This is a genomic window from Achromobacter mucicolens (assembly GCF_902859725.1).
Lineage (GTDB): Bacteria > Pseudomonadota > Gammaproteobacteria > Burkholderiales > Burkholderiaceae_B > Achromobacter > Achromobacter mucicolens.
In genome coordinates, this window is the sequence record NZ_CADIJP010000006.1 from 136,154 (window position 1) to 161,874 (window position 25,721).

At 64.0% G+C, this 25,721-nt stretch carries 23 protein-coding genes; 10 read left to right on the forward strand and 13 right to left on the reverse strand.

Translation table 11 applies throughout. The features are described from left to right. Positions 1 to 987, reverse strand: coding sequence for a zinc-dependent alcohol dehydrogenase family protein (locus HV786_RS09355; RefSeq protein WP_128827527.1), 987 nt, complete (start codon positions 985 to 987; stop codon positions 1 to 3). Between the two features lie 110 nt (positions 988 to 1,097). Between HV786_RS09355 and HV786_RS09360 the strand changes: the two genes are divergently transcribed. After that, the gene (locus tag HV786_RS09360) at positions 1,098 to 1,967 is read left to right on the forward strand and encodes a LysR family transcriptional regulator (protein ID WP_128827503.1); all 870 of its coding nucleotides are present in this window, start codon (positions 1,098 to 1,100) and stop codon (positions 1,965 to 1,967) included. Between the two features lie 86 nt (positions 1,968 to 2,053). Here HV786_RS09360 and HV786_RS09365 read toward each other — a convergent pair whose 3' ends face one another. The 5 genes from HV786_RS09365 to HV786_RS09385 all read right to left on the reverse strand — a co-directional run bounded on the left by HV786_RS09365 (position 2,054) and on the right by HV786_RS09385 (position 7,186). Then, on the reverse strand, positions 2,054 to 3,319 hold the full coding sequence (locus tag HV786_RS09365) for a sensor domain-containing diguanylate cyclase (protein ID WP_128827504.1): 1,266 nt from the start codon (positions 3,317 to 3,319) through the stop codon (positions 2,054 to 2,056). Positions 3,320 to 3,375: 56 nt separating this feature from the next. After that, the gene (locus tag HV786_RS09370; protein WP_128827505.1) at positions 3,376 to 4,152 is read right to left on the reverse strand and encodes an EAL domain-containing protein; all 777 of its coding nucleotides are present in this window, start codon (positions 4,150 to 4,152) and stop codon (positions 3,376 to 3,378) included. Between the two features lie 246 nt (positions 4,153 to 4,398). Next, positions 4,399 to 5,388, reverse strand: coding sequence for an NAD(P)H-quinone oxidoreductase (locus tag HV786_RS09375; protein ID WP_128827506.1), 990 nt, complete (start codon positions 5,386 to 5,388; stop codon positions 4,399 to 4,401). Next, a complete protein-coding gene (locus HV786_RS09380) occupies positions 5,385 to 5,735 on the reverse strand; it encodes a carboxymuconolactone decarboxylase family protein (protein WP_128827507.1) in 351 nt (116 codons plus the stop codon). The genes HV786_RS09375 and HV786_RS09380 overlap by 4 nt, the downstream gene beginning before the upstream one ends. A gap of 14 nt (positions 5,736 to 5,749) precedes the next feature. Continuing rightward, a complete protein-coding gene (locus HV786_RS09385; protein WP_128827508.1) occupies positions 5,750 to 7,186 on the reverse strand; it encodes an NAD-dependent succinate-semialdehyde dehydrogenase in 1,437 nt (478 codons plus the stop codon). Positions 7,187 to 7,321: 135 nt separating this feature from the next. Between HV786_RS09385 and HV786_RS09390 the strand changes: the two genes are divergently transcribed. Continuing rightward, complete coding sequence (locus HV786_RS09390) at positions 7,322 to 8,266, forward strand: LysR family transcriptional regulator (protein WP_128827509.1); 945 nt, start codon at positions 7,322 to 7,324, stop codon at positions 8,264 to 8,266. A gap of 87 nt (positions 8,267 to 8,353) precedes the next feature. On the opposite strand, the gene HV786_RS09395 is transcribed toward HV786_RS09390, so the two are convergent. Then, entirely contained in the window at positions 8,354 to 9,298 is a 945-nt protein-coding gene (locus HV786_RS09395) for an aromatic alcohol reductase (protein ID WP_128827510.1), read from the reverse strand. A 233-nt stretch (positions 9,299 to 9,531) separates the two neighbouring features. On the opposite strand from HV786_RS09395, the gene HV786_RS09400 reads away from it, so the two are divergent. After that, positions 9,532 to 10,431: a LysR family transcriptional regulator gene (locus HV786_RS09400; RefSeq protein ID WP_128827511.1), complete on the forward strand. Its 900-nt coding sequence runs from the start codon at positions 9,532 to 9,534 to the stop codon at positions 10,429 to 10,431. A gap of 178 nt (positions 10,432 to 10,609) precedes the next feature. Here HV786_RS09400 and HV786_RS09405 read toward each other — a convergent pair whose 3' ends face one another. After that, a complete protein-coding gene (locus HV786_RS09405) occupies positions 10,610 to 11,218 on the reverse strand; it encodes a hypothetical protein (protein WP_128827512.1) in 609 nt (202 codons plus the stop codon). Positions 11,219 to 11,708: 490 nt separating this feature from the next. Between HV786_RS09405 and HV786_RS09410 the strand changes: the two genes are divergently transcribed. From HV786_RS09410 to HV786_RS09435, 6 genes are all read left to right on the forward strand, one after another. Further along, entirely contained in the window at positions 11,709 to 12,215 is a 507-nt protein-coding gene (locus tag HV786_RS09410; protein ID WP_128827513.1) for a sigma-70 family RNA polymerase sigma factor, read from the forward strand. Beyond that, a complete protein-coding gene (locus tag HV786_RS09415) occupies positions 12,212 to 13,192 on the forward strand; it encodes a FecR domain-containing protein (protein WP_128827514.1) in 981 nt (326 codons plus the stop codon). Before HV786_RS09410 ends, HV786_RS09415 begins: the two co-directional genes overlap by 4 nt. A 122-nt stretch (positions 13,193 to 13,314) precedes the next feature. Continuing rightward, positions 13,315 to 15,792: a TonB-dependent siderophore receptor gene (locus tag HV786_RS09420; RefSeq protein ID WP_128827515.1), complete on the forward strand. Its 2,478-nt coding sequence runs from the start codon at positions 13,315 to 13,317 to the stop codon at positions 15,790 to 15,792. A 2-nt stretch (positions 15,793 to 15,794) separates the two neighbouring features. Then, positions 15,795 to 17,675 (forward strand): PepSY-associated TM helix domain-containing protein, encoded by a 1,881-nt coding sequence (locus tag HV786_RS09425; protein ID WP_175210604.1) that lies wholly within the window; start codon positions 15,795 to 15,797, stop codon positions 17,673 to 17,675. Next, entirely contained in the window at positions 17,672 to 18,019 is a 348-nt protein-coding gene (locus HV786_RS09430) for a DUF3325 domain-containing protein (RefSeq protein WP_128827517.1), read from the forward strand. The genes HV786_RS09425 and HV786_RS09430 overlap by 4 nt, the downstream gene beginning before the upstream one ends. Before the next feature lie 82 nt (positions 18,020 to 18,101). Beyond that, positions 18,102 to 18,935, forward strand: coding sequence for a PhzF family phenazine biosynthesis protein (locus HV786_RS09435; RefSeq protein WP_128827529.1), 834 nt, complete (start codon positions 18,102 to 18,104; stop codon positions 18,933 to 18,935). A 17-nt stretch (positions 18,936 to 18,952) separates the two neighbouring features. On the opposite strand, the gene HV786_RS09440 is transcribed toward HV786_RS09435, so the two are convergent. The 4 genes from HV786_RS09440 to HV786_RS09455 form a co-directional block, all read right to left on the reverse strand. Next, positions 18,953 to 20,407 (reverse strand): N-acyl-D-amino-acid deacylase family protein, encoded by a 1,455-nt coding sequence (locus HV786_RS09440; protein WP_175210606.1) that lies wholly within the window; start codon positions 20,405 to 20,407, stop codon positions 18,953 to 18,955. A 5-nt stretch (positions 20,408 to 20,412) separates the two neighbouring features. Continuing rightward, positions 20,413 to 21,399, reverse strand: a complete 987-nt coding sequence (locus HV786_RS09445) for a Bug family tripartite tricarboxylate transporter substrate binding protein (RefSeq protein WP_063954435.1) — start codon at positions 21,397 to 21,399, stop codon at positions 20,413 to 20,415. Positions 21,400 to 21,536: 137 nt separating this feature from the next. Beyond that, positions 21,537 to 22,565 carry a threonine ammonia-lyase gene (locus tag HV786_RS09450; protein ID WP_175210608.1) on the reverse strand — a complete coding sequence of 343 codons (1,029 nt, stop codon included), beginning with the start codon at positions 22,563 to 22,565 and terminating at the stop codon, positions 21,537 to 21,539. A gap of 35 nt (positions 22,566 to 22,600) precedes the next feature. Continuing rightward, positions 22,601 to 23,590 carry an N-carbamoyl-D-amino-acid hydrolase gene (locus HV786_RS09455; protein WP_128827518.1) on the reverse strand — a complete coding sequence of 330 codons (990 nt, stop codon included), beginning with the start codon at positions 23,588 to 23,590 and terminating at the stop codon, positions 22,601 to 22,603. Between the two features lie 299 nt (positions 23,591 to 23,889). Here HV786_RS09455 and HV786_RS09460 point away from each other — a divergent pair, with 299 nt between their 5' ends. Next, on the forward strand, positions 23,890 to 24,828 hold the full coding sequence (locus HV786_RS09460; RefSeq protein ID WP_128827519.1) for a LysR family transcriptional regulator: 939 nt from the start codon (positions 23,890 to 23,892) through the stop codon (positions 24,826 to 24,828). Here the strand turns inward: HV786_RS09460 and HV786_RS09465 are convergent. Then, positions 24,822 to 25,598 carry a LamB/YcsF family protein gene (locus tag HV786_RS09465; RefSeq protein ID WP_063954438.1) on the reverse strand — a complete coding sequence of 259 codons (777 nt, stop codon included), beginning with the start codon at positions 25,596 to 25,598 and terminating at the stop codon, positions 24,822 to 24,824. The genes HV786_RS09460 and HV786_RS09465 overlap by 7 nt on opposite strands. Between the last annotated feature and the right edge of the window lie 123 nt (positions 25,599 to 25,721).

Below are 25,721 nucleotides of genomic sequence, written 5' to 3' on the forward strand. Positions count from 1 at the left end.
TCATGCCACGTCCACCACGATTTTCCCCCTCGCGGTTGCAGTCGAGATAGCTTCGTAGGCACTTTCCGCGGAACGCAGGTCAAACCGCCGGGGATCGAGATTCGGCATGAGCTTGCCGGCTTCGACCAGCCATGTGGCCTCGCGGAGCATCGCGCCGTGGTGGGCGCGATGCTGGCCTGTGAGCAGCGGATACAGGGTGAATATTCCAGAATAAGTGGCCTCGCGGAACGACAGCGGCGCCAACGCATGCGTGCCCCACCCCAACGCGCTGACGACATGCCCAAAGTGCTTCACCGCGGCAAATGCAGCATCAAGCGATGGACCGCCCACGGTGTCAACGACAAGATCGAAGCCAGCGCCTTGCGTGAACGAAGCCACATACGTTTCGACTGACTGGGACTGGTAGTCGATGGGCGTTGCCCCGAGGCGCGCAACAAGATCGTGGTCACGCAAACCCGCCGTGGCGAAAACACGGGCGCCCAACGCGCGCGCCAGTTGCACCGACACATGACCGACACCGCCCGCGCCGCCTTGCACCAACACAGTTTGACCGGCCTGCAAACGCGCGCGGTCGACGATGCCCGAGTATGACGTGATAAATGCGAGGGGCAGCGCCGCGGCTTCACGCATCGAGAGGTTTACCGGCTTGATGGCAAGCAGGTCCGCATCCACGACCGCATATTGGGCCAGCGAACCCTGGATGCCGCCGACTCCTCCCGTCATGCCGTAGACCTCGTCACCGACGCGAAAAGTGGACACGCCGGGGCCGACGGCATCGACCACGCCGGCCATGTCTATGCCCAGCACCAACGGCAGCGGATGCTTTGCGTGCGCGGCGCTGCCGGCGCGAATCTTGGTATCCAGCGGATTGAGGCCACTTGCGGCGATGCGCACGCGCACTTGCCCGTGGGCCGGTTGCGGCATGGGAATTTCGGTCAACTCAAGTGGACCGTTATGACGGTTTAGAACGAGCGCCTGCATGGTCATCATCAACTCCTTACGAGTATCTGGCCCGTCGAATGACCGACCAATGCCGTCATCATTGACTATGCTATAACGCATGTAAATCCACATTTCTGCACAACTATTAAACACAAATGAATGACATGCGCCTGGACTGGAGCGATGTCCGCGTGTTTTTGGCGATTGCCCGTTGCGGCACATTGGGCCGTGCGGCAAAGCAGCTAGGCCAAACCCAGCCCACGATGGGTCGCAGGCTGCGTGCGCTTGAAGAAGCGCTTGGGCATACGCTCTTTCAGCGGACGAGCGATGGATTTGTCCTGACCGATGATGGGGCGGCGGTGCTCGCCTACGCCGAACGAATGGAGGAAGAGGCGCTGGGCTTTACGCGTGCGCTGACGGGAAAAGAAACGCAACTGAGCGGGCTGCTGCGGGTCTCTTCATCGGACTGGTTCGGCATCCACGTCCTCACGCCGGTATTCGCGCGCTTTCTGGCACAGCATCCGGGCATCTCAATAGAGCTGCTCACGGATTCACGCCTGTACAACCTTGCGCGGCACGAGGCGGATCTCTTGTTCCGGATCGTCCCTTTCGAAGAGTCCGACATCATTCAACGTAAGCTGATGCGGATCGACTATGCGCTATACGGGCACGTTGACATCGCCCCGCCGTCACCAGGCAACGGTGCCGGCCATGCACTGATCAGCATGGACAGCGCATTCGGTTCCTTGCCCGATGTCGAATGGATCAAGCGGATGTTGCCTGGAGCAAGGATCGTGTTCGGCAGCAACAACCGCGGCGTTCAAGCACGTATGTGTGCTGAGAAATCGGGCTTGGCAGTGCTGCCATGTCTGCTTGGTGATATGACGCCCGGCATTCGAAGAATCGACTTGGGCGAGGCTCCGCCGGGTCGCGATGTCTGGCTAGGCTATCACCGGGATCTGCGTCGTGTTGCACGACTGCGAGCGCTGCTGGACGTCACGATCGATGCACTGGCCAAGCCGTGAGCCGGCTGGCCAGCCTCGATCTCCTGCAGGTTTGCCGCCGATATTCGTCATGCGACGAGTTCCGGCAGACCAACGGCCGGCCAACTTCAAGTCAGCGCCTTTCCCGCTTTGGCCGCGACGGCCAGCCTGTCTCGCCCGGAGTGCTTGGCATCGTAAAGCGCGGTGTCTGCGCGCGCGATCAGGGCTTCAATTGTTTCGCCTGGGGAAAACTGCGCGATCCCTAGTGATAACGTGACAGAACCGACTTCGCCATCGCGATAAGCATGAACCCGTTTGCGGATGCGCTCTGCCAGTTCGATCGCCTCCGAGATGGGACAATCGGCGAGCGCGATCACGAATTCTTCCCCGCCCCAGCGAATGACTGCGTCCTGGCTACGTACCGCGCCGTTCAGAATTCTCGCGATTTCGGTAAGGACGCGGTCTCCGGCGAGATGCCCGAAGCGATCGTTGATCCGCTTGAAGTAGTCGATATCCGCAATGAGCAAGCTCAGCGCGCCGCCATCTGCCTGCGCTTTGAAAACGGCGTCCCGCAGCGTCTTTTCACCCTGATAACGATTAAACAGCCCGGTGAGTTTGTCCTTGGTGGCCGCGCGCCACAGCGCCTGTTCTTTCTCCACCTGCTTCGAAACGTCTTTGCTCACGCTGATGTGGTGGGTGGCTCGCCCGAGATCATCGAAAATCGTCGAGATGGTCTGTTCGACATGAAAGAGCGACCCATCCCGCCTGCGGTTGATGAATTTGGCCCGAAAATCCTGACCGCTTGAAAGGGTGCGGTACATGGCCGCATAAAAAGCGTCATCGTGCTTGCCGGATTTAAGTATCGCCGCCGTTTTGCCCTTGATTGCGGACAGCGGGTAGCCCGTGGCATCTTCGAAAGCCTTGTTCACAAAGATGATTCGCGACTTGGCGTCCGTCAGCATCACCAGATCGCTTGTCGCGTCGAGTGCGCGCGCCAACAGACGATTGGTGCGTTCGACGCGCTCAAACTCAGAAATATCCTCCTGCGCCGACACAAAGTGCGTAACGGTTCCCTGAGCGTCGTGAATCGGTGAAACGCTCCAACGGACGATGTAGTCCGAGCCGTCCTTGCGGTAGTTGGTCGTACTACCCTCAAAATATCGGCCTTCCTTCAAACAGGCGCGCAATTGCGCGAGGATATTCTTGTCGGTAGCCGGGCCCTGAAGCATCCTTAGAGACTGTCCGCGCAACTCCTCCAGGGAATAGCCGGTCATGGCCACGAACGCGGGATTGGCGAACTGGACCCGGCATCCCGCCGAAAGGTCCGCATCCGTAATCACCAACGCGTTCCAGGACTGCATGAATGCAGCTTCAAATAGCTTCTGTTGCGACATTTTTCACGCTCAGTGGTACGTCTATCGCCGGGCAGCCCAGTCGGCGATCGCGATGACTAACTCGCATTGGATATCGATGGCATCGCCTTGAACGCCGGCTTGGCGAACAAATACCCTTGCATGAGAGTGATGCCTTGCGATGCTAGAAAATCGCGCTCGCCGATGGTTTCGATACCTTCTGCAATGACGCGAATTCCCAAGTCCGAGCAGATTTTCTGTATGCCGCAGACGATACGCTGGCGGGCATGATGTGCATCGACGCCACGCACCAATGCCATGTCAAGCTTGATGATGTCCGGCTGAAAGTCCGCCAGGAGCGTCAAGCCCGAATAGCCCGAGCCGAAGTCATCGATTGCCGTCTGGAAACCATATGACTTGTAGGCTTGGAATATCTTCAACAAATGCGCGCGGTCGATGATGTTTTCGGTTTCTATGGTTTCGAAAATGATCTGGCTGATAGGAAAACCGTGGCGCTCCGCTGCCTCAAAGGTTGTGCGAATACACGCGGCGGCTTGATAGACCGCGTTCGGCATGAAATTTATGGATAGAAATCGGTCCATCCCCAACCCGGCCGCGAGCTCGATCGCGGTCGTGCGGCAACGCTGATCAAACTGATAGCGGTTGCTGTCGTCCACATGCGCCAACACGGAAGCTGCAGATTCCCCCTGAGGCCCGCGTACAAGGGCTTCATAGGCATATGCCTCGCCCGATGTCAGGTCGACAATAGGTTGAAACGCGAACGTCATGTCGATCGGCGCATCCTCACCTGATTCGCAAGCGCGGCACAGGCCATCTGATGCCGAGGACCCGGCCGAGCGGTTTATTGGAATCATGGTGGGGAGCCGTAAGGAAAATTGAGGGGACGGAGCCCACCCAGCCGATGGACTTGACGCAGCGCGCAGTCCTACGGTCTTTGATTGCGCGACTTTAACAGATGCGCGGACCTTTCCTCAGGGGACGCGCACACCTTGACGTCGCTTTTCGCCCGGACTTAAATCCGCGCCGCCTTTATCCCGACGGCAAGCGCAGCGCGCTGCTGCGGCAAGCCGCCGGCCGACACACCTTCGAATGCCTACCTATCAAACGGTCATCGTCAGGATGATTTTCCCCACATTCTGCGCCGACTCCATCCGGCGATGAGCATCGGATGCGCGTTCAAGCGGATAGGTGCTGTCGACCACGGGAACCAGACCGGCGCCGCTGGTAAAGCGGTCCAGCCAGTGTTCGCGAAAGCGCTGCACCATGGCGTGCTTTTCAGCCTGTGGACGCGACTTCATGACGGTGCCGAAAATCTGCAGATGACGATACAGGATGTCCTCTAGCGCGATACTGACTTGGCCGCCGCCGCCCAGGATACCCACCTGAACCAGCCGCCCACCGTTGGCCAGCGACGCAATATTGCGCGCAAAGTTGGGCGCGCCAATAAAGTCGATCACGACATCCACGCCGCGCTTGGCCGTCTGTTCAGCCACGACCTGCGAATAGTCCTGCGTGCGATAGTCGATGACGCAGTCGGCGCCCAGTCGCTTGACCTGCTCAAGCTTGCTGGCCTTGGCCGTTGCGTACACGGTGGCGCCCGTTGCCCTGGCAAGCTGGACCGCTGCCGACCCCACGCCGCCAGCTGCCGCATGAATCAATACCGACTCCCCCGCTTTCAGGCGGCCAAGATGCAGCATGGCTTCGTGCGCAGTGACGAACACTTCGGGGATGGCGGCGGCGTGGACATAGTCCAGCTCGGGGGGAATGGGCAGAGCCATGCGCCAGTCCAATCTGGCAATCTCCGCATAAGCGCCGCCGCCCACCACACCCATCACGCGGTCACCGGCCTTGAAGCCGCGCACGGCGCGGCCGGCCTGCAGCACTTCGCCCGCGATTTCCAGGCCCATGATGGTCGAGTCGCCGAAATTCGGGCGGCCGTAGCCGCCACGGCGGTGGGTCAGGTCGGCGCGATTTACACCGGCTGCATGGACGCGGACGATGAGATCATCAGGCCGCATTTCGGGTTGGGGAACGTCGGCCACTTCAAGCACGTCGGCCTCGCCAAACTGTTCAAAAATAATCGCTTTCATTGCTTATCCTTCAGGTCGTTTGTGTGTGACACGGCCAAGGTGGCTTGCGCAATCGCAGAGGCGGTGATCGCGGCAGGAAACCCGACGTAGAACGCCAGATGCGTGATGGCGGCCGACAGTTCATCCTGCGTCAGCCCATTGCCGACGGCGCGGCGCAAGTGCGCGGGCAATTCATCCGTATGGCCCGCGGCAATCAGCGCGGCCACGGTAATCAGACTCCGGTCTCGCGGAGCCAACGCGGGATTGCTCCAGATTTCGGGATAGAGGGTGTTGTCGACAAAGGCCGACAGCGCCGGGGTGAAGGCACGCGCCGCTTCGCGCGGATGGCTGAAATCGATATTCGACATGGGATGCTCCTTTTTCAGGCCTGGCTGATGAACTTGTGGGTGAGGTAGTACTCGATGCCTTCCACCCCGCCCTCTGAGCCATGTCCGCTTTCCTTCATGCCGCCGAAGGGCAACTCCGTTGCAACGATTCGATATTGGTTGATGCCGATCATGCCGGCTTCCAGACCATCGGCCACGTCTATCGCCGTGCGGGCGTTGCTGGTGAACGCGTAGGCCGACAACCCATAAGGCAGCCGGTTGGCTTCCTGCAATCCGTCGGCCAGTTCATCAAAGGGCATGAGCACTGCGATCGGGCCGAACGGTTCTTCGTGCATGATCTTGGCGTGCATCGGGACGTCGGCCAACACCGTCGGTTCGAAGAAGTAGCCAGGGCCATCTATGGCCTTGCCCCCGGTCAATACCGTGGCGCCGCATGCCACCGCGTCGGCAATCAGCGACTGCATCTTCTCCAGCTGGCGCGGGTTTGCCAACGGCCCGACTTGCGTGTCGGGATCAAGGCCGTTACCCACCTTCAGCGCACGGGTAGCCTTCACGAAATGTTCGCGGAATTCGCCATAAACGCCGCGCTGCACCAGAAAGCGCGTGGATGAAATGCAAACCTGGCCCGTGCCGCGGAAGCGATTGGCCGCACCTTCGACCGCGGCGCGCTGGACCTCGGCATCGTCGAACACCAGCACCGGCCCGTGTCCGCCCAATTCCAGCGTGATGGGTTTCACACCTTCGGCGGCGCGCGCCGACAGCAACCTGCCGATGGGTACGGATCCCGTGAATGTCACCTTGCGGATTACCGGCGACGCAATCAGATGCCGCGACACGTCGTCCGGTACGCCAAAGACAACTTGCAGCACCCCTTTCGGCAACCCGGCATCGTCAAGGGCGCGGGCCAGCGCCAGCGCGGTTGCCGGGCACTCTTCACCCGGCTTGATGATGACGCTGCAACCGGCGGCGAGCGCTGCGGCCAGTTTTCGGGCCGGCGTGATCGCAGGAAAATTCCAGGGCGTGAACGCTGCCACCGGACCGATCGCCTGCCGCTTGACCAATTGCTGCACGCCGGGGCGGTTCGCGGGCACGACACGGCCGTCAATCCGCTTGGCTTCTTCGGCAAACCATTCGAAATACTCGGCGGCGCGCCACACTTCGTCACGGCTTTCGGCCAGGGGCTTGCCCTCTTCAAGGGTCATCAACGTGGCGATGTGCCCGGCGCGTTCGCGCATCAAGGCCGCTGCACGATTTAGAACGGCAGCCCGCGCATTGGGAAACGTCCGCCGCCAGATGTCGAAGGCGGGCTGCGTCGCGGACAGCGCGCGGTCCAGATCTGCCGCCGTCGCAAGGGGCACGCGGCCCAGCTCCTTGCGCGTGGCAGGGTTGACAACGCTGGCCGTGTCGCGCTCGTTAGCGCCTATCCATTCGCCGTTGATGAAGAGGTAAAGCGGGTCATAGTCGCCGTTCATGGTTGCAAACTCCGATAAGATTGATCGAAAACCTTGGAACGAAGTCTAGACATGACGGACGTGAGGATTTAGCCCCTTACGGAAGAATGACTTTTCCTTCCAAAGGAAAAGTCGCACGAACACAATGGACGCACGATGGACAAGCTATACAACATGTCGGTTTTCGCGAAAGTAGTGGAGATGGGCAGTTTCACTGCGGTGGCAAACCATCTTTCCACCACGGTCGGCAATATCTCGCGCGCTGTAACGGTATTGGAAGAAGGCCTGAACGCCAGGCTGATTCAGCGCTCCACCCGCCGGCTTGTCGTTACCGATGTGGGGCATCGCTTCTATGACCGGTGCATCGCGATCCTGAGCGACGTTGAGCAAGCGGAAGCCGAAGCGGCGCATGCAACGGTCTCGCCACGCGGCGTGTTGCGCGTTCACGCGGTGCCCGGCCTGGGACGAACGCTGGTCGCCCGCGCCGCCCTGGCTTACAGAAAGGCCCACCCCGACGTCTCTGTGGACCTTCTTTTATCTCAGCGCATGCCGAACTTGCTGGAAGAGCAGCTTGACGTCGGCATCGTCATCGCGCGCGCCTTGCCGGATTCCACCTACGTCAGCCAGAAGATCGGGGTCAGCCATTGCATTTTGGCGGCGTCCCCTGAATACCTTGAACAGCACCCTGCCGTGGAAACTCCCGAGGACCTTGCCCAACATGCTTGCGTGTTGTTGACCACGGTGGACTATGCCCCCGACGAATGGCATCTGGAAGGCGAGGACGGCATGTTCACGCACCGGCCGACCGGGGGGCACCTTTGCGTGAACGACATGGACGCAATGGCGACCGCGCTGCGCGATGGCGCCGGCATCGGCCTCTTGGCGGGCTTCTCAGCGATCGAAGATCTTCGCCGGGGCACGCTGGTACGTGTATTGCCCAAGCTCTACACGAACCAACGCAACGTGTATGCGCTGTACCCATCGCGTCAGTTTGTAGACGCCAAGATCAAGCTGTTTGTGGACGCGCTGAAGCTTCATGTGGGGGAGCAGCTTGCACACTATGCGGCTGATCTGGGCATCGCGGCTAAAGAGACGACTTGAATACCCCTCGCAGGCCCCTCGCACCACATCCAACATAATCCAAGCAAGCCTCACCAACAAAACCAATCAGCAAGCCGCATCAACTGTCTAGATCCGCCGATCTTGATCCGGCGCCGGCAGATGGTCGCGTAACCATTGGTCCAACCCGCAGACCGCGATGCCGCGCTGAGCGTTGAACGTTTGTGCCTTGTCCCAGGCCACCCCGCGCCCCTCTGCGAATACGGCGCGGTACTTGCGCAACGCGTTTTCCGGATCGGCGGCTAGTTGGCGTTTCAGTTCGGGAACTGTCCATTCGTGGCGCTGGACCTTGACACCACGGGCCCGATCCAGGGCGTCGGCCACCTCTCGATAGGTGACGGTATCGCCGGCGACATACACCGCACGGTTGGCGATGCGCGGTTCGGTGAACAGAATCTCCGCCGTCAGGTTGCCGATGTCATCGGCGGTCGTAAGTGTGACGGCCGTGTCCCAACTTCCTAGCGCGTTCACGGTATTGGTGCCCAGGTCGACCACGCCGAAGGCCGGTTCGAACAAGAAGCTGGTGAACATGCCTGTCGAGACAATGACCCATTCGGTGTTCGACTGAGCGCGCAGCATCTCGCGCACGTCCAGTTGTTCGTCGAACAGGTCCTGCGGGCTGTTCCGGCCGATGACGTCGTAGTCCACGCCAAATTGCCACGGTACAAAGCGCTTGACGTCGGCATCCAGCGCGGCGCGCGCAATCTTGCGCTGCACGCCCGGGCCGCCCACGAATCCCGTGCACGAAACCACGGTGTGGAAACGGCTGAATGTGTCGGCGAGCTCGTCGGTGGATTGCGTCGCCAGGTCGCCTGCGACGATATGGACGCCCAGGGCGTTCAGCTCAGCCAGGTCTTGCTGCTTCGCCGTGTCGGTGGAAGCGACAGTCGACGGGCGCAACAGGACCGAGAGGGAAACGCGGGCGGCACGTTTGGCGTGGGGAGCCAGATGGCGCAGCACGGCCATGCCGAGTTGGCCTGCGCCCAGGACCAGAATGGCGTTGTCGTTCAACATGGGAAACCCCGCTAGGAAATGGATATTTGAGAAAGGGGCCGCCGCCCGCCGCGATCGCGATACGAAAAAAATGCCGCCCTGATGTGATTTGCAGTGTAGGAGCGCGCAATCCGTCCATTGTTCGCCGCGCTTGAATACACAACGCGCAGGAAGCACACGGGTTGCGCCGACCGCATTGTTAAAATTGAAAACTCCCGCCGAAATTGGCGCACGCACTATCGGCAGGCAGGCTTATGGACAAACTTCAAGCGATGGCAACTTTCGTACGGGTCGTTCAGGCGCGCAGCTTCAGCAAGGCGGCGCAGTCCCTGGGGATGCCACGTTCGTCGGTGACGACGACGGTCAAGAACCTGGAGGCCCACCTGGGCACGCCGCTGCTTCGGCGCAGCACCCGCAGTCTGAGCCTGACCGACGCGGGCGCGCGCTACCTGGCGGCGTGCCAGGCCATCCTGGCCAATATCGCCGACGCGGAAAACGACATATCCGCCACGAACCAGGCGCCGCGCGGACGAGTTCGCGTGGACATGCCAGGTGCCATCGGAAGGGCGATCGTGGTGCCGCGGCTGCTCGAATTCGAGGCGCGTTATCCGGACATCGAAGTCGTGCTGGGCTTGAGTGATCGGCCGGCGGACTTGATTTACGAAGGCATCGACTGCGCGATCCGCACCGGCACGCTGGCAGACTCGACGCTGGTGGCGCGCAAGCTTGGCCAGTTGGCTTGGCTAACGTGCGCGTCACCCAAATACCTGGCTCGGTTCGGAGAGCCGGATTCCGTGGACGCACTGGAAGCGCACCGAGTGGTCAACTACCTGTCCAACGCCACCGGCCGGCCGCTGGACTGGCGCTTCAGCGTCAATGGCGAAGCCGTGGCGGTGTCCCTGTCCAGCCGCTATGCCGTCAACGAAACCGAGGCCTATCTGCACTGCGGCCTGGAGGGGCTGGGCCTTATCCAGTTATCCGAATTGGCGGCGTCCGTCTACCTGCGCAGCGGGCGCCTGCGGGAAGTTCTGGCGGATGCCCGATGCACCCCGGTGCCGATTTCCATTGTCTATCCCCAAGCCCGAGCCACGGCGGCGGTCAAGACGTTCGTGGAATGGGTCATCGCGATCGCGCGGCCCGAGCTGGCCGGATGAATGCCTCGATAACAACCAGGACAGAGATCGACCCGCGACATACGCTACTCCCCGCTGCTTACCGATCACCTTACCGCTGGCTGGATACCTTGACGCGTTCAAAACCGTTGACGGCTCAATCACTTCGGATTGGCCGCTTCACTCCGCGGCATCTCGCGCGCGCACAACGACGGGCCGCTTAGGGCTCCAATCCCGCCACCGGCAAAGCGAACAGCACGATCGCCGGATTCGCCACGACAAACCCCGTGCCCACCAGGAACATCACTGGCGACAGCGCGCGCGCCATGTCCGCGCTACCTTGCGAGTCTTGCACCGTAATGCGATACGACTGGTCCAGCGCCGTCTGCGTGGCTCCGCCCGCCTGCGCCGCACCCGGCGTCCCCGGCCGGGCAAGATAGCGTTTGCCCTTGAGGTGGTGGGTGTAATAGACCATCCCTTCCTTTGTGGTCTGAAAGTGCATGGCCAGCGCCTGTTCCCGATCACGCGGCGTCGCATTGTCCATCAGTTGCAAGCGCACGTAGCCCCACGTGAAGCCGTCGGCCCCGACATAAAAGTTACGCGGAATCCCTGCGGTCAGCCGGGTGCGAAAGTCAGCTTTCATCGCCTGCGCCATCGCGGGCGGCATGTCGAACAGATAGTGATACTGCGGGCCCAGCACCGCAAACGTCTTGCCGTCCGACGACATCATCAAAGTGGAGACGTTTTCAGTGTAGGTCTTGGTCGACGCGCAGCCCGCCATCAGGAGGGCAAGCGCGCAGAGAAGCAGCGTGGTCAGAAAGCGTTGCATGGATCCGTCTTCGATCAGGGCGCCGGACTCGCATGACGCGTGTGAGTCGCGTCGATGGCCTTCAGCACGGCCGGTGACAAGGTGACGTCGGCGCTGTCGATTTTGCCGGCCGACGTACGCTGGTGCGTGTATTACTCAAGCACTACACGAACCAGCGCAACGTGTGGGCGTTGTACCCACCGCGTCAGATTGTAGACGCCAAGATCAAGCTGTTCGTGGACGCGCTGAAATTACACGTGGGCGAGCAGCTTGCACAATTTGCGGCTGAGCTACGCATCGCGGCCAAAGAGACGACTTAAATGAACGTCGCCCTTCAGGCGTTGTTTGGGGGCGGCGGGCCAAGAATGCTCCTTCTCGGACGTCAGCCTGCATTGATTGAACGACTGAACTGGGTCCGAAAGTGGACCGTAGCGAACGCCAGCTTCGCGCCTTGCCTGCGCCTCGGCAGTTCTCTACAATAAAGAATAATTATCATTTGCAAACGTATGCGATGTCCCCTACCAAGCAAGCCCAAGTCGAGACGCTCTATGCGGACCACCACGGATGGCTGCGGGGCTGGATACGCAAGCAACTAGGTAATTCCTCCGACGCCGCCGACCTGGCTCACGACGTTTTCCTGCGCTTGCTGGGCCGGCCGGCGGTGATCGAGACGCGCGAGCCGCGCGCCTATCTCAGTACGATCGCGCGGGGGTTGCTGGTGGACCACTGGCGCCGCAGCGAGCTCGAGCGTACCTGGCTCGCGGTGTTGGCGCGCACACCCGAAGAACTGGCGCCGTCGCCCGAGAACCGGATGCTGGTGCTTGAGGCGCTCATCAAGATCGATCAAATGCTGGATTCCCTCAAGCCGAAGGTGCGCCAGGCCTTTTTGTGGGCGCAACTGGAGGGCATGCGCTGCCCACAGATCGCCGAACGCCTGGGCGTCTCCCTTGCCACCGCCGAGCGTTACGTGGCGGCGGGCTTGCGCCAGTGCTATGCCTACCGGTTTGGTGACGCGTGAGCGAGGCCGCCGCAATTCCTGCCGCAGTGGTCGATGAGGCCATCGCTTGGTCCGTCAAGCTGAACTTCGGCTCACCCGATCCCGAGACCTGTGCCGCCTTCGAGCGCTGGCGCCGCGCGGCGCCATTGCATGAGCGGGCCTGGTTGCGCATGCAGGCGCTGAATGCCGACTTCACCGCAGTGCCGCAGGGGCTGGCGCTGGACACGCTCATCGCCATGGGGACGGCGCACGACGCGCGGCGGCAGCAGCGCCGAGCCCTGGTCAAGGGCATGCTGCTGCTGGGCGGATTGACGGGCACGGGATGGGCCGTGCGCGAGCACACCCCCTGGCAGCGCATGCTGGCGGACGTCAGCACCGGCGTGGGCGTGCGCGACCGCGTGAAACTGGAGGACGGCACCTTCCTGGCGCTGAACACCGACAGCGCGGTGAGTGTCCGGATGGAAGGCGACAAACGCGTGCTTGTGCTCTATCGCGGCGAGATCTCGATCCAGACCGGCGCCGATGCGTTGTCGCCCATCAAGCGGCCGTTCCTCGTGCAGACGCCGTACGGCGCGGTCCAGGCGCTGGGCACACGATTCGTGGTGCGCCTGGATGACGATTGCGCCCGGGTCAGCGTGCAGCAGCATGCGGTGGCGCTGCGGCCCGCCGACGGCGCCGCCCCGGTGATCGCCGAGACAGGCCAGACCGCCCAGCTGGACCGCCTGGGCGCACGGCTGATGAGCAAGCCTGCCATGGTGGCCGATGCCTGGCTGGACGGCGCGATCGAGGGCACGGACATGAGGCTGTCGGACCTGCTGGCCGAATTGTCGCGATACCGCCATGGCCGCATCAGTTGCGCGCCGGAGGTCGCCGATCTGCGCGTATCGGGCACCTATCATGTGAACGACACCGACCGGACGCTTGCGTTCCTGGCCCAGACATTGCCGATCCGGCTGCGCTACCGGACCCGCTACTGGGTTGCGGTCGGGCCCGCGTGAAGCCCGTCCTCGCCCGGTTTTGCGGCTGTCACGATTTTTTTTCATGAAAAGTGAGGGGATTTGCGTTTTCGACCGGCCTACAGGGAAAGACATCTTTCAACCTGGCCTATCAAGATTTCGCAATGACCCTCGCTCGTACCTCCAGGACGGCGCGCCTGACGCCCGTCCCGACCGTGTTGTCCACCGTTCTTTCCGGCCTGCTGTGCGGTGCCGCCCTAGGCTTCATCGCCCCAGCTGTCCAGGCGCAGGCCGGTGTTGCCGCGCAGGAAACGGAATTCACCTTCGCCATCGAAGCCGGGCCGCTGGAGCAGGCGCTGAACCAGTTTGCCCGCGCCGCCGGCGTGAATGTGTCGTTCGACGCCGCGCAGATGAGCGGGCTGAGGACCGAGGGTCTGCAAGGACGCTGGAGCGCCGGGCGCGGTTTGAGCGCATTGCTGTCCCGTACCGGATTCGAAGGGGTCAGGCTTTCCAGCGGCGGCTATGCCGTGCGGCGCCTGCCCGGCGGCGGCGCTGCCATGCTCGAACCGGTCACCGTGACCGGACAGGAGTACCGCCTCATGACCGAAGGCACCGGGTCCTACACCACGTCGGCGGTAACCATCGGCAAGGGCGAGCAGCAGCTGCGCGACATTCCGCAATCGGTCAGCGTGGTGACACGCCAGCGCCTGGACGAGCAGAACCTGACCTCGGTGTATGACGCGCTGGAAAACACCACCGGCGTGACCTTGCAGCAGAGCCCGCAGGGCGGCAAATACATCTATTCCCGCGGCTTTAACAACAGCGTGATCCAGTATGACGGCGTGCCGCTGGAACGCAGCATGTATGGCCGAGCCAGCAACTACTCGGGCGGCACCGCGTTTTATGACCGCGTCGAAGTGCTGCGCGGCGCGGCCGGCCTGTTGCAAGGTTCTGGTTCGCCTGGCGGAGCGGTGAACCTGGTGCGCAAGCGGCCGTTGCAGGAAGACCGTTTCATGGTCGAGACCCAGGCCGGAAGCTGGGACCGTTACGGCATGCAGCTCGACGGCAGCGCTTTGCTGAACGAAGACGGCAGCCTGCGTGGCCGCGCCCTGATCGACCGCCAGGACGAACACTCTTTCGTGGACCGGGTGAACCTGAAGAACACCACCGTCTACGCCACGGTCGAATACGACTTCTCGCCGCGCACGCAGGTGAATCTGGGCTACAGCTACGAAGACCTGCGAGGCCGTCCGTCGATGTCGGGCCTGCCGCGCTACAGCAACGGTGAAGAGGTCGGGTTCAAGCGGTCCACCAGCTTCGGCGCAAACTGGAACCGGCAGGAGACCTCGAACCAGGGCTTCTACGCCGACTTCACGCATGCGTTCAATGACGACTGGCGCTTCAAGATGACCGGCGCCTACGTGCAGGAAAGTCAGCATCTGAAGTACACCGCGTCGAGCCGAGCGGTGAATCCCGTGACGCAGATGGCGACCGTCAGCGTGGCCAGGACGGTGGCCGACATCGACACCTCGGGCGTGGACGCGCATCTGACCGGCAAGTTCCGTGCGTTCGGCCGCACCCACGAGGTGGTGGTGGGCGCCAACTACGGACACACCAAGATCGACACGTCCTACGCGTACCTGGTCAACTACGCAACCTTCAACGCGTTCAATTTCAATCCGGACCTGCCCGAGCCCACCACGGCCGAGATACGCGCAGGCACTGACGAGGCGCGCATCGGCTCGAACCGCGAACTGGGCTTTTACGGCACCACGCGCCTGCAACTGGCCGATCCCCTGAAGCTGGTGCTGGGCGGCCGCTTCAGCCGTTCCAACCGGGTCTGGACGACCGACACGACGACCGCCGGCGAGCTCGTCAATGGTCAGACCAAGCAGGCCAACACCCACTTCACGCCTTATGCCGGCCTGATGCTGGACCTGTCGCCGCAATGGACGACGTATGTGAGCTACACCGACATCTTCCAGCCGCAAAGCGAGGTGAACGCCGCGGGAGAGTCGCTTAAGCCGATCGTAGGAGAAAGCTACGAACTGGGCTTGAAGGGCGAGTTGCTGGACGGCCGCGTCAATACCGCGTTCGCGCTCTTTCGAATCAACCAGAACAACCGCGCCCAGGTCGATTTCAACACCAGCCCGACCTGCGCTGCCGGCTATTTCTGCTACACCGATGCGGGCAAGGTGCGCAGCCAGGGCTTTGACGCGGAGATCAGCGGCGAGCTGACACCAGGCTGGAACCTCTTTGCCGGCTACACCTTCAACACGACCAAGTACCTGAAGGACCAGGACAGCGAAGGCCAGGCGTTTGCGTGGTACACGCCCAAGCACATCTTCCGGCTCTGGACCACGTATCAATTGCCTGGCGACTTGAACGCCTTCACGGTGGGCGGCGGCGTCAATGTGCAGAGCGGGCAGTCGCGCCAGATCGGCGCCACTACCGTGCACGCCAGCGGACGCGCGGTGTGGAGCGCGTACGCGAAGTATCAGATCAACCGCAATTGGGCCGCCACAGTCAACCTCAACAACATCTTCGACAAGACGTACTACAGCGCGGTCGGCAACCTGGTCAACGGCGTTCATTACGGCGATCCCCGTAACGCCATGCTGACGCTGCGAGGCACGTTCTGACAATGAAGGCCGGACTGCGCCAGCGCATGAGCTGGCTGCACACATGGTGCGGACTGGTGTGCGCCTGGCTGCTATGCCTGATCTTCCTGGCGGGCAGCATCAGCGTGTTCCGGGAGCCGATTACGCGCTGGATGACGGCAGAACCCGTCTTGCCGCCCGCGACGCAGGTGCTGCCGCAGGAAGCCGTGCTGGCGGCGGCCTCGCGCTTTCTGGCTGACCAGGAAGCCGGCGTGCGCTTCTGGCGCATTGAGCTGCCCGAAGCGGCGACGCAGGCGATGCGGCTGGTGTGGCGCACTAACGCGGGCGTTACGCACGAAGCGGCGATCGATCCGCGCGATGGCTCCCTGCTGCCCCAGCCTTGGGGACGCAAGAGCGAAGGCGGTCGCCATTTCATGACGCTGCACTACAGCCTGCATGCCGGCACTTTTGGCTTCTGGCTGGTGGGCTGGCTGACGATAGGCATGCTGGCCGCGCTGCTGTCGGGCATCGTTGTTCACAAGCGCATCTTCAAGGATTTCTTCACCTTTCGTCCGGGGCGCGGCCAGCGCGCCTGGCTTGACGGCCACAATGCATCGGCCGTACTCACGCTGCCGTTCCAGCTGATGATCGCCTATACCGGGCTGGCAATCTTCTACACCAGCTACATGCCAGGCCCGCTCCGCGCGGTCTATGGCGAGCAAGGGGCGGCGCGCTGGCAGGCAGAGCTTGCCCAGCGGGGCCCGCAAGCTGGGGCCGCTACATTGCCCGCACGCCCTCAGCTGGACGGCGGTCTGCCGGCGCGCCAGCAATTGGGCGCGCTGCTGCAAGCAGCGCAGACGGCACTGGCAAGCCCAGCCCGCATGATCATGGTGGAGCGTCCGGGACAGTCGCGGGAGCGCATCAGCGTGTATGGCCGGCCGGATTCCGCGGCCACGATACGCGATCTCACCAGCCCCGCCGGCCGCGCCGTGTTCGACGGCGCCAGCGGCGCGTTCTCCGCCCTGCATCCCGCCGCTGGCCGGCAAGCGGGCGACGCCGCACATGAAGTGATGGAACGCCTGCATGTGGCCTCGTATGGAGGTTGGACGATCAAGTGGCTGTACTTCGTCTGCGGACTGGCTGGCACTCTGATGATGGCGACGGGAGCGGTCCTCTACACCATCAAGCGGCGCAACAAGGGCCAAAGCGAATTCGGCGCCGCCACGCCAGCGTTCTACCGCATTGCCGAAGCACTCAACGTGGCGGCGATTGCGGGAGCCGGTCTGGCCTGCATCTCCTACTTCCACGCCAACCGCCTGCTCCCGGCAGCGCTGCCCGGCCGCGACTCCTGGGAGATCAGGGGCTTCTTCCTGGTTTGGCTCTTGAGCCTGGCGCATGCCTGCGTGCGACCGGTGCGGCGCGCCTGGGTCGAGCAGGTTGCCTGCACCGCGCTGCTGTGCCTCTTGCTGCCCGTGACCAACGTGCTGACCACCGGGCAACATGCGCTGGCCTATGTGCGTCGCGGCGATTGGCAGGCGGCAACGGTGGAGTCCACCATCATCGTGCTTGGCGGACTGTTCACCCTGCTGGCGTGGCGCCTGCGCACGGGGGACTGGACCGCCCGCCGGCAGGCACGTGTGACGGCTGCGCCGCACGGCCATCGCTGGCGAGTGCTGGCGCGTGTGCTCTGCGCGGTGCTAGGCGGCTACGCGCTGGCGACCGTGGGCGCGATCGTCCTGGCTCAACTCCTGCCGATTGGCGGCCTGGTCAGCCCCGCGATAGGGGTGGTCGTGGCCAGCCTGCTGAGCTTTCTGATCTACACGGTGGCGGCGCTGTGGGTGTTCGCGGCGCGGGATGCGTGGCGTTGGCTGCTGACCGGTATTGCCGTGCTGGCGGTGCTGGCTTGGGCGATGGGGATTGCATGAGCACCACGATCGCCGCCCTGGCCGCGCTGGCGCTGGCCTTCGCCACCTTTGCCTGCCTGGCGCTGGCAATGGACCGGCATCATGAACAGGCAACCGGTCATGAAACAACACGCGCCGGGCTAAAGTGCGGCTTGCGTCTGAGCGCCGCGCTGCTGGCGCTTGCCGCGATGGCTGCCTGCCTGCAGGCCTGGGGCATCGCGGTGGCGGCGCTGGTCTGGCTCGGCATGCTGTCGTGCGGCGCGATCCTGACCACCCTCACGCTCAGCTATGCGCCACGGCGGCTCCGAACGCTGTCCGCAATGGCGGTCTTTCTGGGCTTGGGCTTGTGCCTGGCCTGCGCCTGAAACCGCCCGGCGGAACATCGACACATTGCCTTATTCTTACCCCCATACCCAATTTCCACCTCAGGACAAAAGAGAAATCCTCATGCACATTAACCGGATCGCTGCATTCACCAGCCAGGGTCAAGGCGGAAATCCCGCCGGCGTCGTTCTTGCGGATCAACTGCCCTCGCCCGAGGAAATGCAAAGGGTGGCAGCCGAGGTCGGCTATTCGGAAACGGTCTTCTCCTGTCCAACCGGCGATGGCTCGTGGCGCACCCGGTACTACTCGCCTGAAGCCGAAGTCGCCTTTTGCGGGCATGCGACCATCGCGCTAGGCGCGGTGCTTGGTCAGACTTTGGGGCCGGCCCGGTATCCGCTGGCCCTGGCAAACGCGCATATCGAAGTGGCGGCTGAAATCCAGGATGGCGAATGGGTAAGCGTGCTGCGCTCGCCGCCGACGCGCAGCACACCCGCAAGCACCGGGTTGTTAACCGAGGCGCTAGACCTCTTCGGCTACTCGGCTGGCGACCTGGATCCCACGCTCGCACCCTGCATGGCCAACGCGGGGATCGACCACTTGATCGTCCCGCTCATTTCACGCGCCGCGCTGGCGCGCATGAACTACGACCTCGACCAAGGACGGCGCTTCATGCAAACCCATCGCATCGGAACCATCGCGTTCGTGTTCAGCGAGAGCGATACCCTGTTCCACGCGCGCAACGCGTTTGCCATCGGCGGCGTCCTGGAAGACCCGGCAACCGGCGCAGCCGCCGCGGCCTTTGCCGGAATGCTTCGCGACCTGGGCCGCAAAGCGCATGGCGAAATCGTCATCCTGCAAGGCGAGGACATGGGCATGCCCTGCCGAATCGAAGTGGAATTCACCGGGGAGCCGGAATCCCCGGTGAATGTGCGCGGCAAGTCGTCTGTCATCGGCTAGGCGCGCGGGCCGTTCCGTCACGACTTCGGTCGTATGACACTGCCGGCATGTGTGCCCGTGCTGGCGCCAAAGCTCCACGCCAAGCGCCCGTTGACCAATACGTGGTCGATACCCTGAGCCTGGCGGGTGGGTGCGTCCCAGGTGGCGGTGTCCGCAATGGCATCCGCGTCGAAGACCACGATGTCGGCCGCGAAACCCTCTGCGATGCGCCCTCGCGCGGGAAGCCGGAAATACGCGGCCGGCTTGCCGGTCATCTTGTGCACTGCCTGTTCCAGCGTGAACAGCCCGACGTCGCGGCAATAGTGGCCCAGCACCCGCGGAAAGGTGCCCCACAGGCGCGGGTGCGGCGCGGGATCGTGAGGCATGCCGTCCGAACCGATCATCGTGCCCGGGTACGCCAGGATGCGCTCGACGTCGGCCTCGTCCATGATGAAGTAGATGGCGCCCGCCGGCTGCAGCGCATCGACCGCATCTTCCGGACTCAGCCCCATGTCGCGGGCAATATCGTCCAGATCCCGCCCCGCGTACTGCGGATACGGCACGGACTTGGTCACGATGACCCGGCTGGATACCGCAAGGCGGTCCTTGCGCAGGATCGTGGATCCGGCCACGTAGGGATAGCAGTCCAGCGCCACCTCCTGACGCTGGCTGGCCTGGCCGATGTGCGCCAGCGTCTGCACCGAACGTCCATGGTTGCGTGGTCCGATCAGCTTGTGGTGCGAGATCAGCACGGGCGCGCCGCCCGCCGCCCCCACCGCAAAGGCTTCATCCAACGCCGCGAAGATGCGATCGCCTTCATCGCGGATATGGCTGGCGTACAGACCGCCATACTCGCGCAGCACGCTGGCCACCGCCATCAGTTCATCCAGCGTCGCCGGCATGGCGGCCGGATACGCGGTGCCGGTGGACAGCCCGATGGCGCCGCTCTGCATGGCCTCGTGCAATAGCGCCTGCATGTGCTCGATCTCGGCGGCGGTTGCCGGCCGGTCCAGGTCGTCCATCGCAGCGGCGCGCAGCGAAGTGTGTCCCACCAGGCAGGCCGCGTTCACGGCGGGCGGGTGGCGATCCAGGTTATCCAGGTAGGCGCGGAACGTCTCGTACGGAAAATCGCCGGTGTCGTTGCCCAGCAGATTGACGGGCGCAGGCACCTCGCTGCGCCAGCCCGAACGCCACGGCGCCTGGCTGATGCCGCAGTTGCCGGTCACCACCGTGGTGACGCCCTGGCTCAGCTTGGCGGGCATGCCGGGATCGATCGACAGGTAGCGGTCGTCGTGGGTGTGCGTATCGATGAAGCCGGGCGACACGATGCGGCCGGCCGCCGCCAGCACCTGGTCGGCCACGGCGCCCGCCAGGTCACCGACGGCCGCTATGCGGCCGTCGCGCACGCCCACATCGGCCCGGACGCGGTCGGCGCCCGTCCCGTCGATCACCGTGCCTCCACGGATCAGCAGATCGTAGCGTTCGTGATTCATAAGGCTCAGTCGATCTTGACGTTGGCTTGCTTGATCACCTGCGCCCAGACCGGACGCTCGGCGTGTGCGCGGTCAAACAGCTGCTGGCGCGGGCCGATGTTCGGCACATAGGACAGCGTCTTGAGCTTTTCCTGAACGTCAGGCGACTGCAGCGCCTTGTTGATTGCGCCGTTCAGGTAGTCCAGCACCTTGGGGTCGGTGCCGGCGGGCGCGACATAGCCCGTCCAGGCCACGGCGCGATAGCCCTTCAACCCCTGCTCGTCCAGCGTGGCCAGATTGGGCATGGACGGATCGCGCTGCAGGTCGGTCACGGCCAGCGGCACGACCTTGCCCTGGTCCACGAACGCGGCGATGGAAGAAATATTGTCGAACACGAGGTCGGCTTCGCCCCGCAGCACGGCCAGGTCCGCCTCAACGCCGCCCTTGTAGGGCACGTGCATGAACTCCACGCCCGCCATCGCGCCGAACATGGCCGCGCTCAGATGGCCCGTTGTGCCGTTGCCGCCCGACGACACGACCAGCTTGCCCGGTTCCTTCTTGGCCAGGGCGATCAGCTCGGCAACGCTCTTGACGTTCAGGCCCGGACGCACGGCCAGCAGGTTCTGCACGGAACCGGTCAGCGCGACCGGCGCCAGTTGCTTGTCGGCGTCGTACTGCAGCTTGGCGTAAAGGCTCTGGTTGATCGCCAGCGTGGCCACATTGGCAAAGCCGATGGTATAGCCGTCGGGCGCGGCATTGGCCACCGCCTGCGTGCCGATGATGCCGGATGCGCCGGTGCGGTTCTGCACGACGAAGTTGCCGCCGGTCTGCTTGGCCATTTCGGCAGCCAGCAGGCGCGATACCAGGTCGGGCGTGGTGCCGGTATTGAACGGCACGACGATCGTGACGGGATGCTCGGGATAAGCGGCCTGGGCGGCGGACACCGCGGTCAGGCTCATCATTGCGCTCGCGGCCGCGAGCCAGCGCCTGGCGCTGCTTTGGAACGTGGACATGGTTTTCTTCCTTGGACTGTTATAGGTGTAGCCGCGCGGGCTCTGCGTCCCATGCGGGTCTTGCCCGGCGCCTGAACGACGCCGGTACTACGCGGCGGGGCTTACCGCCCCGCCGGCCTGGACGGTCGCGCGAACGCTCAGCCCAGTGCGATCTGTCGCAACAGCGGCAGATCGATGTTTCCGCCCGACAACACGATGACCGCGTCGCGGCCATCGGCAGATAGCTTTCCCGCCAGCAGCGCGGCCAGCGCCACCGCGCCGCCCGGCTCGACCACCAGGCGCAACTCGTCCAGCGCAAAGCGGATGGCGCTGGCGACTTCCTCATCGCTCACCGACACGGCCGCGCTCAGGCAGCGGCTGTTGATCGCGTAAGGCAATTCCGCCGGTGTGGCGGCCTGCAGCGCATCGCACAAGGTCTTGGCGCCTGCGGGGTTGGTCTCGCGCTTGCCGGAGGCCAGCGACCTCACCGTGTCGTCGAATTCGCGCGGTTCCACCGCCACCATCCGGGCCTGCGGCGCCAGTTCGCGCAGCACCAGCGAGCAACCCGCCGCCATGCCGCCGCCGCCGCAGGGCGTGGCAAAGAGCCCAAGGTTGGCCCGCGCCGCGGCCGGCAGATCCTGCAACGCCTCCAGGGCCAGCGTGCCCTGTGCAGCCAGCACGTCAGGATGGTCGCCAGGCGGCAGCAGCGTGGCGCCGGTCTCGGCCAGCAGGCGCATCCCGATCTCTTCGCGGCTTTCGCGCGTGCGGTCGTAGCGCACAACCTTGGCGCCGTGGCGCAGCGCCTTCTCGACCTTGTTTTCCGGCGCATCCACCGGCATCACGATGGTGGCCGGCACGCCCAGGCAACGGCTGGCCCAGGCAACGGCCTGGCCATGATTGCCGGTGGAATAGGCCACCACGCCGCGCTCGCGCTGCGCCGGGTCCATGTTCAGCAGTGCGTTGAACGCGCCACGAGCCTTGAAGGAGCCCGTCACCTGCAGGTTTTCCAGCTTCAGCCAGATGGGCGCCTGCGCCCGTTCGTCCAGCGCCGGCGAGCGCAGCAGCATGGTTCGCCGCACGTAGGGTGCCAGGCGTTCGGCGGCGGCGGTCACGTCGGCGTATTGCGGCACGCGCAGGGTGCCGAGCATTTCGTGTTCGATGGTCGGAGGCAAAAGCATCGCGGTCATGAGGCTATCCAGCAAGGTAGGGAAATTCGGACGGGTCAGGCCGAAGGCGTCCAGACGGCGGGCGCGACGCTGCCGGTCTGCTCGACCAGGCGGCCGTAGGCCTCGGGACGGCGATGCTTGGCGAAATTGAAGACGGTGCTGCGGCCCAACTCGCACAGGTTCAGGTCGCAATCGGCGACGATCAGCTCATCGTCCCAGGTCGCGGCCATGGCGATGATTTCGCCCTGGGGGTTGACGATGATGGAGTGGCCCAACAGTTCATGGCCGTCCTCAGTGCCGGCCTTGGCAACGGCCGCGGCAAAGGTGGCGTTCTGGTAGCAGCCCGCCTGGATGGACAGGTGCGAGTGCAGCACGCGCAGGTGGTGCGCCTCGAAGCCGCGGTTGTCCTGGTTGCGGCTGGGCGTGTTGTAGCCCAGCATGACGAGTTCGACTTGCTGCAGGCCCAGCACGCGCCAGGCCTCGGGCCAGCGCCGGTCGTTGCAGATGAGCATGCCCAGGTTCGCGTCCACGCCGGGCGCAACGGGCGCGCGCACCACCGGGAATCCCAGGTTGCCCACTTCGAAGTAGCGCTTCTCCAGATGCTGGACCTGGCGATGCTCGGCAAACTCGGCGTGCCCCGGCAGATGAACCTTGCGGTACTTCAGCACGATCTCGCCGTTGGGCGCGATGACAACCGACGTATTGAACCGGCGCTTGCGCACGATGCCCTGTTCGTCCGGTTCCCAGGCCAGTTCCGCGTATCCCAGGTACACCATCAGGCCGTAGCGCTTGATGGCGTCGAACAGCGGCTGCGTGGCGGGCGACGGCAGGCTGGGCTCAAACCAGGCATCCGCCTCGTCAAGATCCTCGCAGTACCAGCGCGGAAAGAAGGTGGTCAGCGCAAGTTCCGGAAACACCACGACCTGGGCGCCGCGTTGATGCGCGCGCTCCATCAGCCGGACCATGCGGCCGATCGCCACGCCGCGCCCTTCGGAACGTTGAATCGGACCCAATTGGGCGGCAGCGACGGTGACGATGCGGGACATGAGGTAATCCTGGGTTGTGTGAGCGATATCCGCCGCCAGCATGACGTGCGCGCCCGGCCGCGGGAAGACCGTCCGCCGGGCGGGACGCGGATCGCGACGAGCCGTAAAACGGGCCCGCAACCCTTGAAAACAAAGGGTTTGCCGCCGTCGGACAAGGCTCCGGCCGGCCGCGGGACTGTGCATTTAGTAATGGGCTGCGCGCAAAACGTCATGGCACCCGTGTGGCGCGCACGCCGCGCCGGCCTGCAGGCCATAAAATGGCGGGCGCTGACTACCCATTCACTTACGCCCCCTTCCCTATGGCCGGCCCCCTTCCCTCGGCGCCCGGAGCGCTGACGCTTCGCCAGATCGAGGTCTTCCACGCCGTGATGCTGACCGGCTCGCTCAGCGAGGCGGGCCGCATGCTGTCCGTGACACAGCCCGCCGTGAGCCGCGTGCTGGCCTCGGCCGAGAACCGGCTACGCTATCGGCTGTTCGAACGCGTCAAGGGGCGGCTGCACCCCACTCCGGAGGCCCGGCGCCTGTTTGTCGAGGCCGAAGAGATCTTCGGCCGCGTCAACCGGTTCAATGCCCTGGCGGGCGCGTTGGGCGCAGGCTCGGCAGGCACGGTCAGTCTGGTGTCCAGCCCCAGCTTCAGCGAATGGCTCATCCCGCACGCCATCCAGAAGTTCCGCGAGCGGCATCCCGACACGCCAATCCGCTACCGGCCGCTGGCCTTTGACGCGCTGCTGCCGCATCTGCTGCTGGGACAGGCCGATTTCGGCATCGCGTCGATGCCGCCACCGGTCAACGCCAATATCGTCAGCGAAGAGATCGGCCAGGGCTGGCTAGGCTGTGCGGTGCCGCGCGGCCATCCGCTGGCGGTGCGCAGGCGCGTTCGCGCCGAAGACCTGCAGGGCCATCTGCTGATCGGCTATGGCGCCGACACCCCCTTCGGACGACTAGCCAGCCGCTTTCTGAACTCCGGCCCCGTGCCGGTGCAGCCGCAGATCGAAATCCGCTCGACGCCCGAGGCGCTGGCGCTCGTGCGCCAAGGCGTGGGCGTGGCGCTGATCGAATCGTTCGGCTATCACCCCAGCTTCGGCAAGGACTTCGTGCTGCTTCCCACCGAACCCGCCCTGAGCCACGCCATCCATCTGCTGCATTCGGCCAGCAGCCCGCTATCGAGCACCGCCAAGCGCTTTGCGACCGTGCTGAAGACGCTGATCCGGCAGGCGCAAAAAGACGCGCCCTACTGAAAGTCCATCTGCGAGATCGGCCGCAGGCGCACGCCCTCTTCCAGCAGCGCCTGGCGCACGGCCCGCGCGATGTCGACGCCCTGCGGATTGTCGCCATGCACGCAGATCGTGTGCACCGGCATGGCGACCACCTTGCCGCCCACCGTGCGGATCGCCTGTTCGCGCACCATGCGCAGCGCCTGCGCGGCCGCCGCCGCCGGATCGTGGATCACCGCGCCTGGCTCGCTGCGCGGCAGCGTCAGGCCATTGTCGCCATAGAGCCTGTCGGCAAACACCTCGCAGGCCACGCGGATGCCGGCCCGGCGCGCGGCGCGCTCGGTCTCGTTGTGCGGCGTGCAGACCAGCACCAACTCCGGGTCGAGCGTGCGCATGGCCCAGGTCAGCGCCTCTGACAGCGCACGGTCTTCGAAGGCCAGCGTGGCCAGCGCGCCGTGCACTTTCACATGCGTCACGCGGTGGCCCGCGGCGCGGGCCATGCCCTGCATCGCGGCGATCTGGTACGCGAGCATGTCGCCGATGGCCTGAGGGCTGTCGCCCACGATCTTGCGCCGGCCGAATCCCCACAGGTCGTTGAACCCCGGATGGGCGCCCACATCGATGCCCCGCTTTAGCGCGGATGCCGCAGTTTGGTGCATGACCGATGCATCACCACCGTGAAAACCGCAAGCCACGTTGGCCGACGTGATGAGGTCCAGCATGGCCTCGTCCGCACCAATCTTGTAGTGGCCGAAGCTCTCTCCCAGGTCGGAATTGAGGTCTACGTCGCGCATCTGAAGGACTCCGAAAAAAGCGAATTTCAATGTTTGGCATACCGTTGGCATGCAATTTGCATGCCAAGGACTTGCTGAGGCGATATGCCCAGGATCGGGGCAGGTCTGCCCACCGCGTTTTTT

What these genes read in the sequence shown, in the direction of transcription:
- HV786_RS09430 (WP_128827517.1), top strand. Translation starts at nt 17,672, where the DNA reads ATGAGCACCACGATCGCCGCCCTGGCCGCGCTGGCGCTGGCCTTCGCC.
- HV786_RS09400 (WP_128827511.1), top strand. Translation starts at nt 9,532, where the DNA reads ATGGACAAACTTCAAGCGATGGCAACTTTCGTACGGGTCGTTCAGGCG.
- HV786_RS09365 (WP_128827504.1), bottom strand. Translation starts at nt 3,319, where the DNA reads ATGTCGCAACAGAAGCTATTTGAAGCTGCATTCATGCAGTCCTGGAAC.
- HV786_RS09355 (WP_128827527.1), bottom strand. Translation starts at nt 987, where the DNA reads ATGACCATGCAGGCGCTCGTTCTAAACCGTCATAACGGTCCACTTGAG.
- HV786_RS09360 (WP_128827503.1), top strand. Translation starts at nt 1,098, where the DNA reads ATGAATGACATGCGCCTGGACTGGAGCGATGTCCGCGTGTTTTTGGCG.
- HV786_RS09405 (WP_128827512.1), bottom strand. Translation starts at nt 11,218, where the DNA reads ATGCAACGCTTTCTGACCACGCTGCTTCTCTGCGCGCTTGCCCTCCTG.
- HV786_RS09420 (WP_128827515.1), top strand. Translation starts at nt 13,315, where the DNA reads ATGACCCTCGCTCGTACCTCCAGGACGGCGCGCCTGACGCCCGTCCCG.
- HV786_RS09440 (WP_175210606.1), bottom strand. Translation starts at nt 20,407, where the DNA reads ATGAATCACGAACGCTACGATCTGCTGATCCGTGGAGGCACGGTGATC.
- HV786_RS09390 (WP_128827509.1), top strand. Translation starts at nt 7,322, where the DNA reads ATGGACAAGCTATACAACATGTCGGTTTTCGCGAAAGTAGTGGAGATG.
- HV786_RS09425 (WP_175210604.1), top strand. Translation starts at nt 15,795, where the DNA reads ATGAAGGCCGGACTGCGCCAGCGCATGAGCTGGCTGCACACATGGTGC.
- HV786_RS09435 (WP_128827529.1), top strand. Translation starts at nt 18,102, where the DNA reads ATGCACATTAACCGGATCGCTGCATTCACCAGCCAGGGTCAAGGCGGA.
- HV786_RS09370 (WP_128827505.1), bottom strand. Translation starts at nt 4,152, where the DNA reads ATGATTCCAATAAACCGCTCGGCCGGGTCCTCGGCATCAGATGGCCTG.
- HV786_RS09460 (WP_128827519.1), top strand. Translation starts at nt 23,890, where the DNA reads ATGGCCGGCCCCCTTCCCTCGGCGCCCGGAGCGCTGACGCTTCGCCAG.
- HV786_RS09375 (WP_128827506.1), bottom strand. Translation starts at nt 5,388, where the DNA reads ATGAAAGCGATTATTTTTGAACAGTTTGGCGAGGCCGACGTGCTTGAA.
- HV786_RS09410 (WP_128827513.1), top strand. Translation starts at nt 11,709, where the DNA reads ATGTCCCCTACCAAGCAAGCCCAAGTCGAGACGCTCTATGCGGACCAC.
- HV786_RS09465 (WP_063954438.1), bottom strand. Translation starts at nt 25,598, where the DNA reads ATGCGCGACGTAGACCTCAATTCCGACCTGGGAGAGAGCTTCGGCCAC.
- HV786_RS09380 (WP_128827507.1), bottom strand. Translation starts at nt 5,735, where the DNA reads ATGTCGAATATCGATTTCAGCCATCCGCGCGAAGCGGCGCGTGCCTTC.
- HV786_RS09450 (WP_175210608.1), bottom strand. Translation starts at nt 22,565, where the DNA reads ATGACCGCGATGCTTTTGCCTCCGACCATCGAACACGAAATGCTCGGC.
- HV786_RS09455 (WP_128827518.1), bottom strand. Translation starts at nt 23,590, where the DNA reads ATGTCCCGCATCGTCACCGTCGCTGCCGCCCAATTGGGTCCGATTCAA.
- HV786_RS09385 (WP_128827508.1), bottom strand. Translation starts at nt 7,186, where the DNA reads ATGAACGGCGACTATGACCCGCTTTACCTCTTCATCAACGGCGAATGG.
- HV786_RS09395 (WP_128827510.1), bottom strand. Translation starts at nt 9,298, where the DNA reads ATGTTGAACGACAACGCCATTCTGGTCCTGGGCGCAGGCCAACTCGGC.
- HV786_RS09445 (WP_063954435.1), bottom strand. Translation starts at nt 21,399, where the DNA reads ATGTCCACGTTCCAAAGCAGCGCCAGGCGCTGGCTCGCGGCCGCGAGC.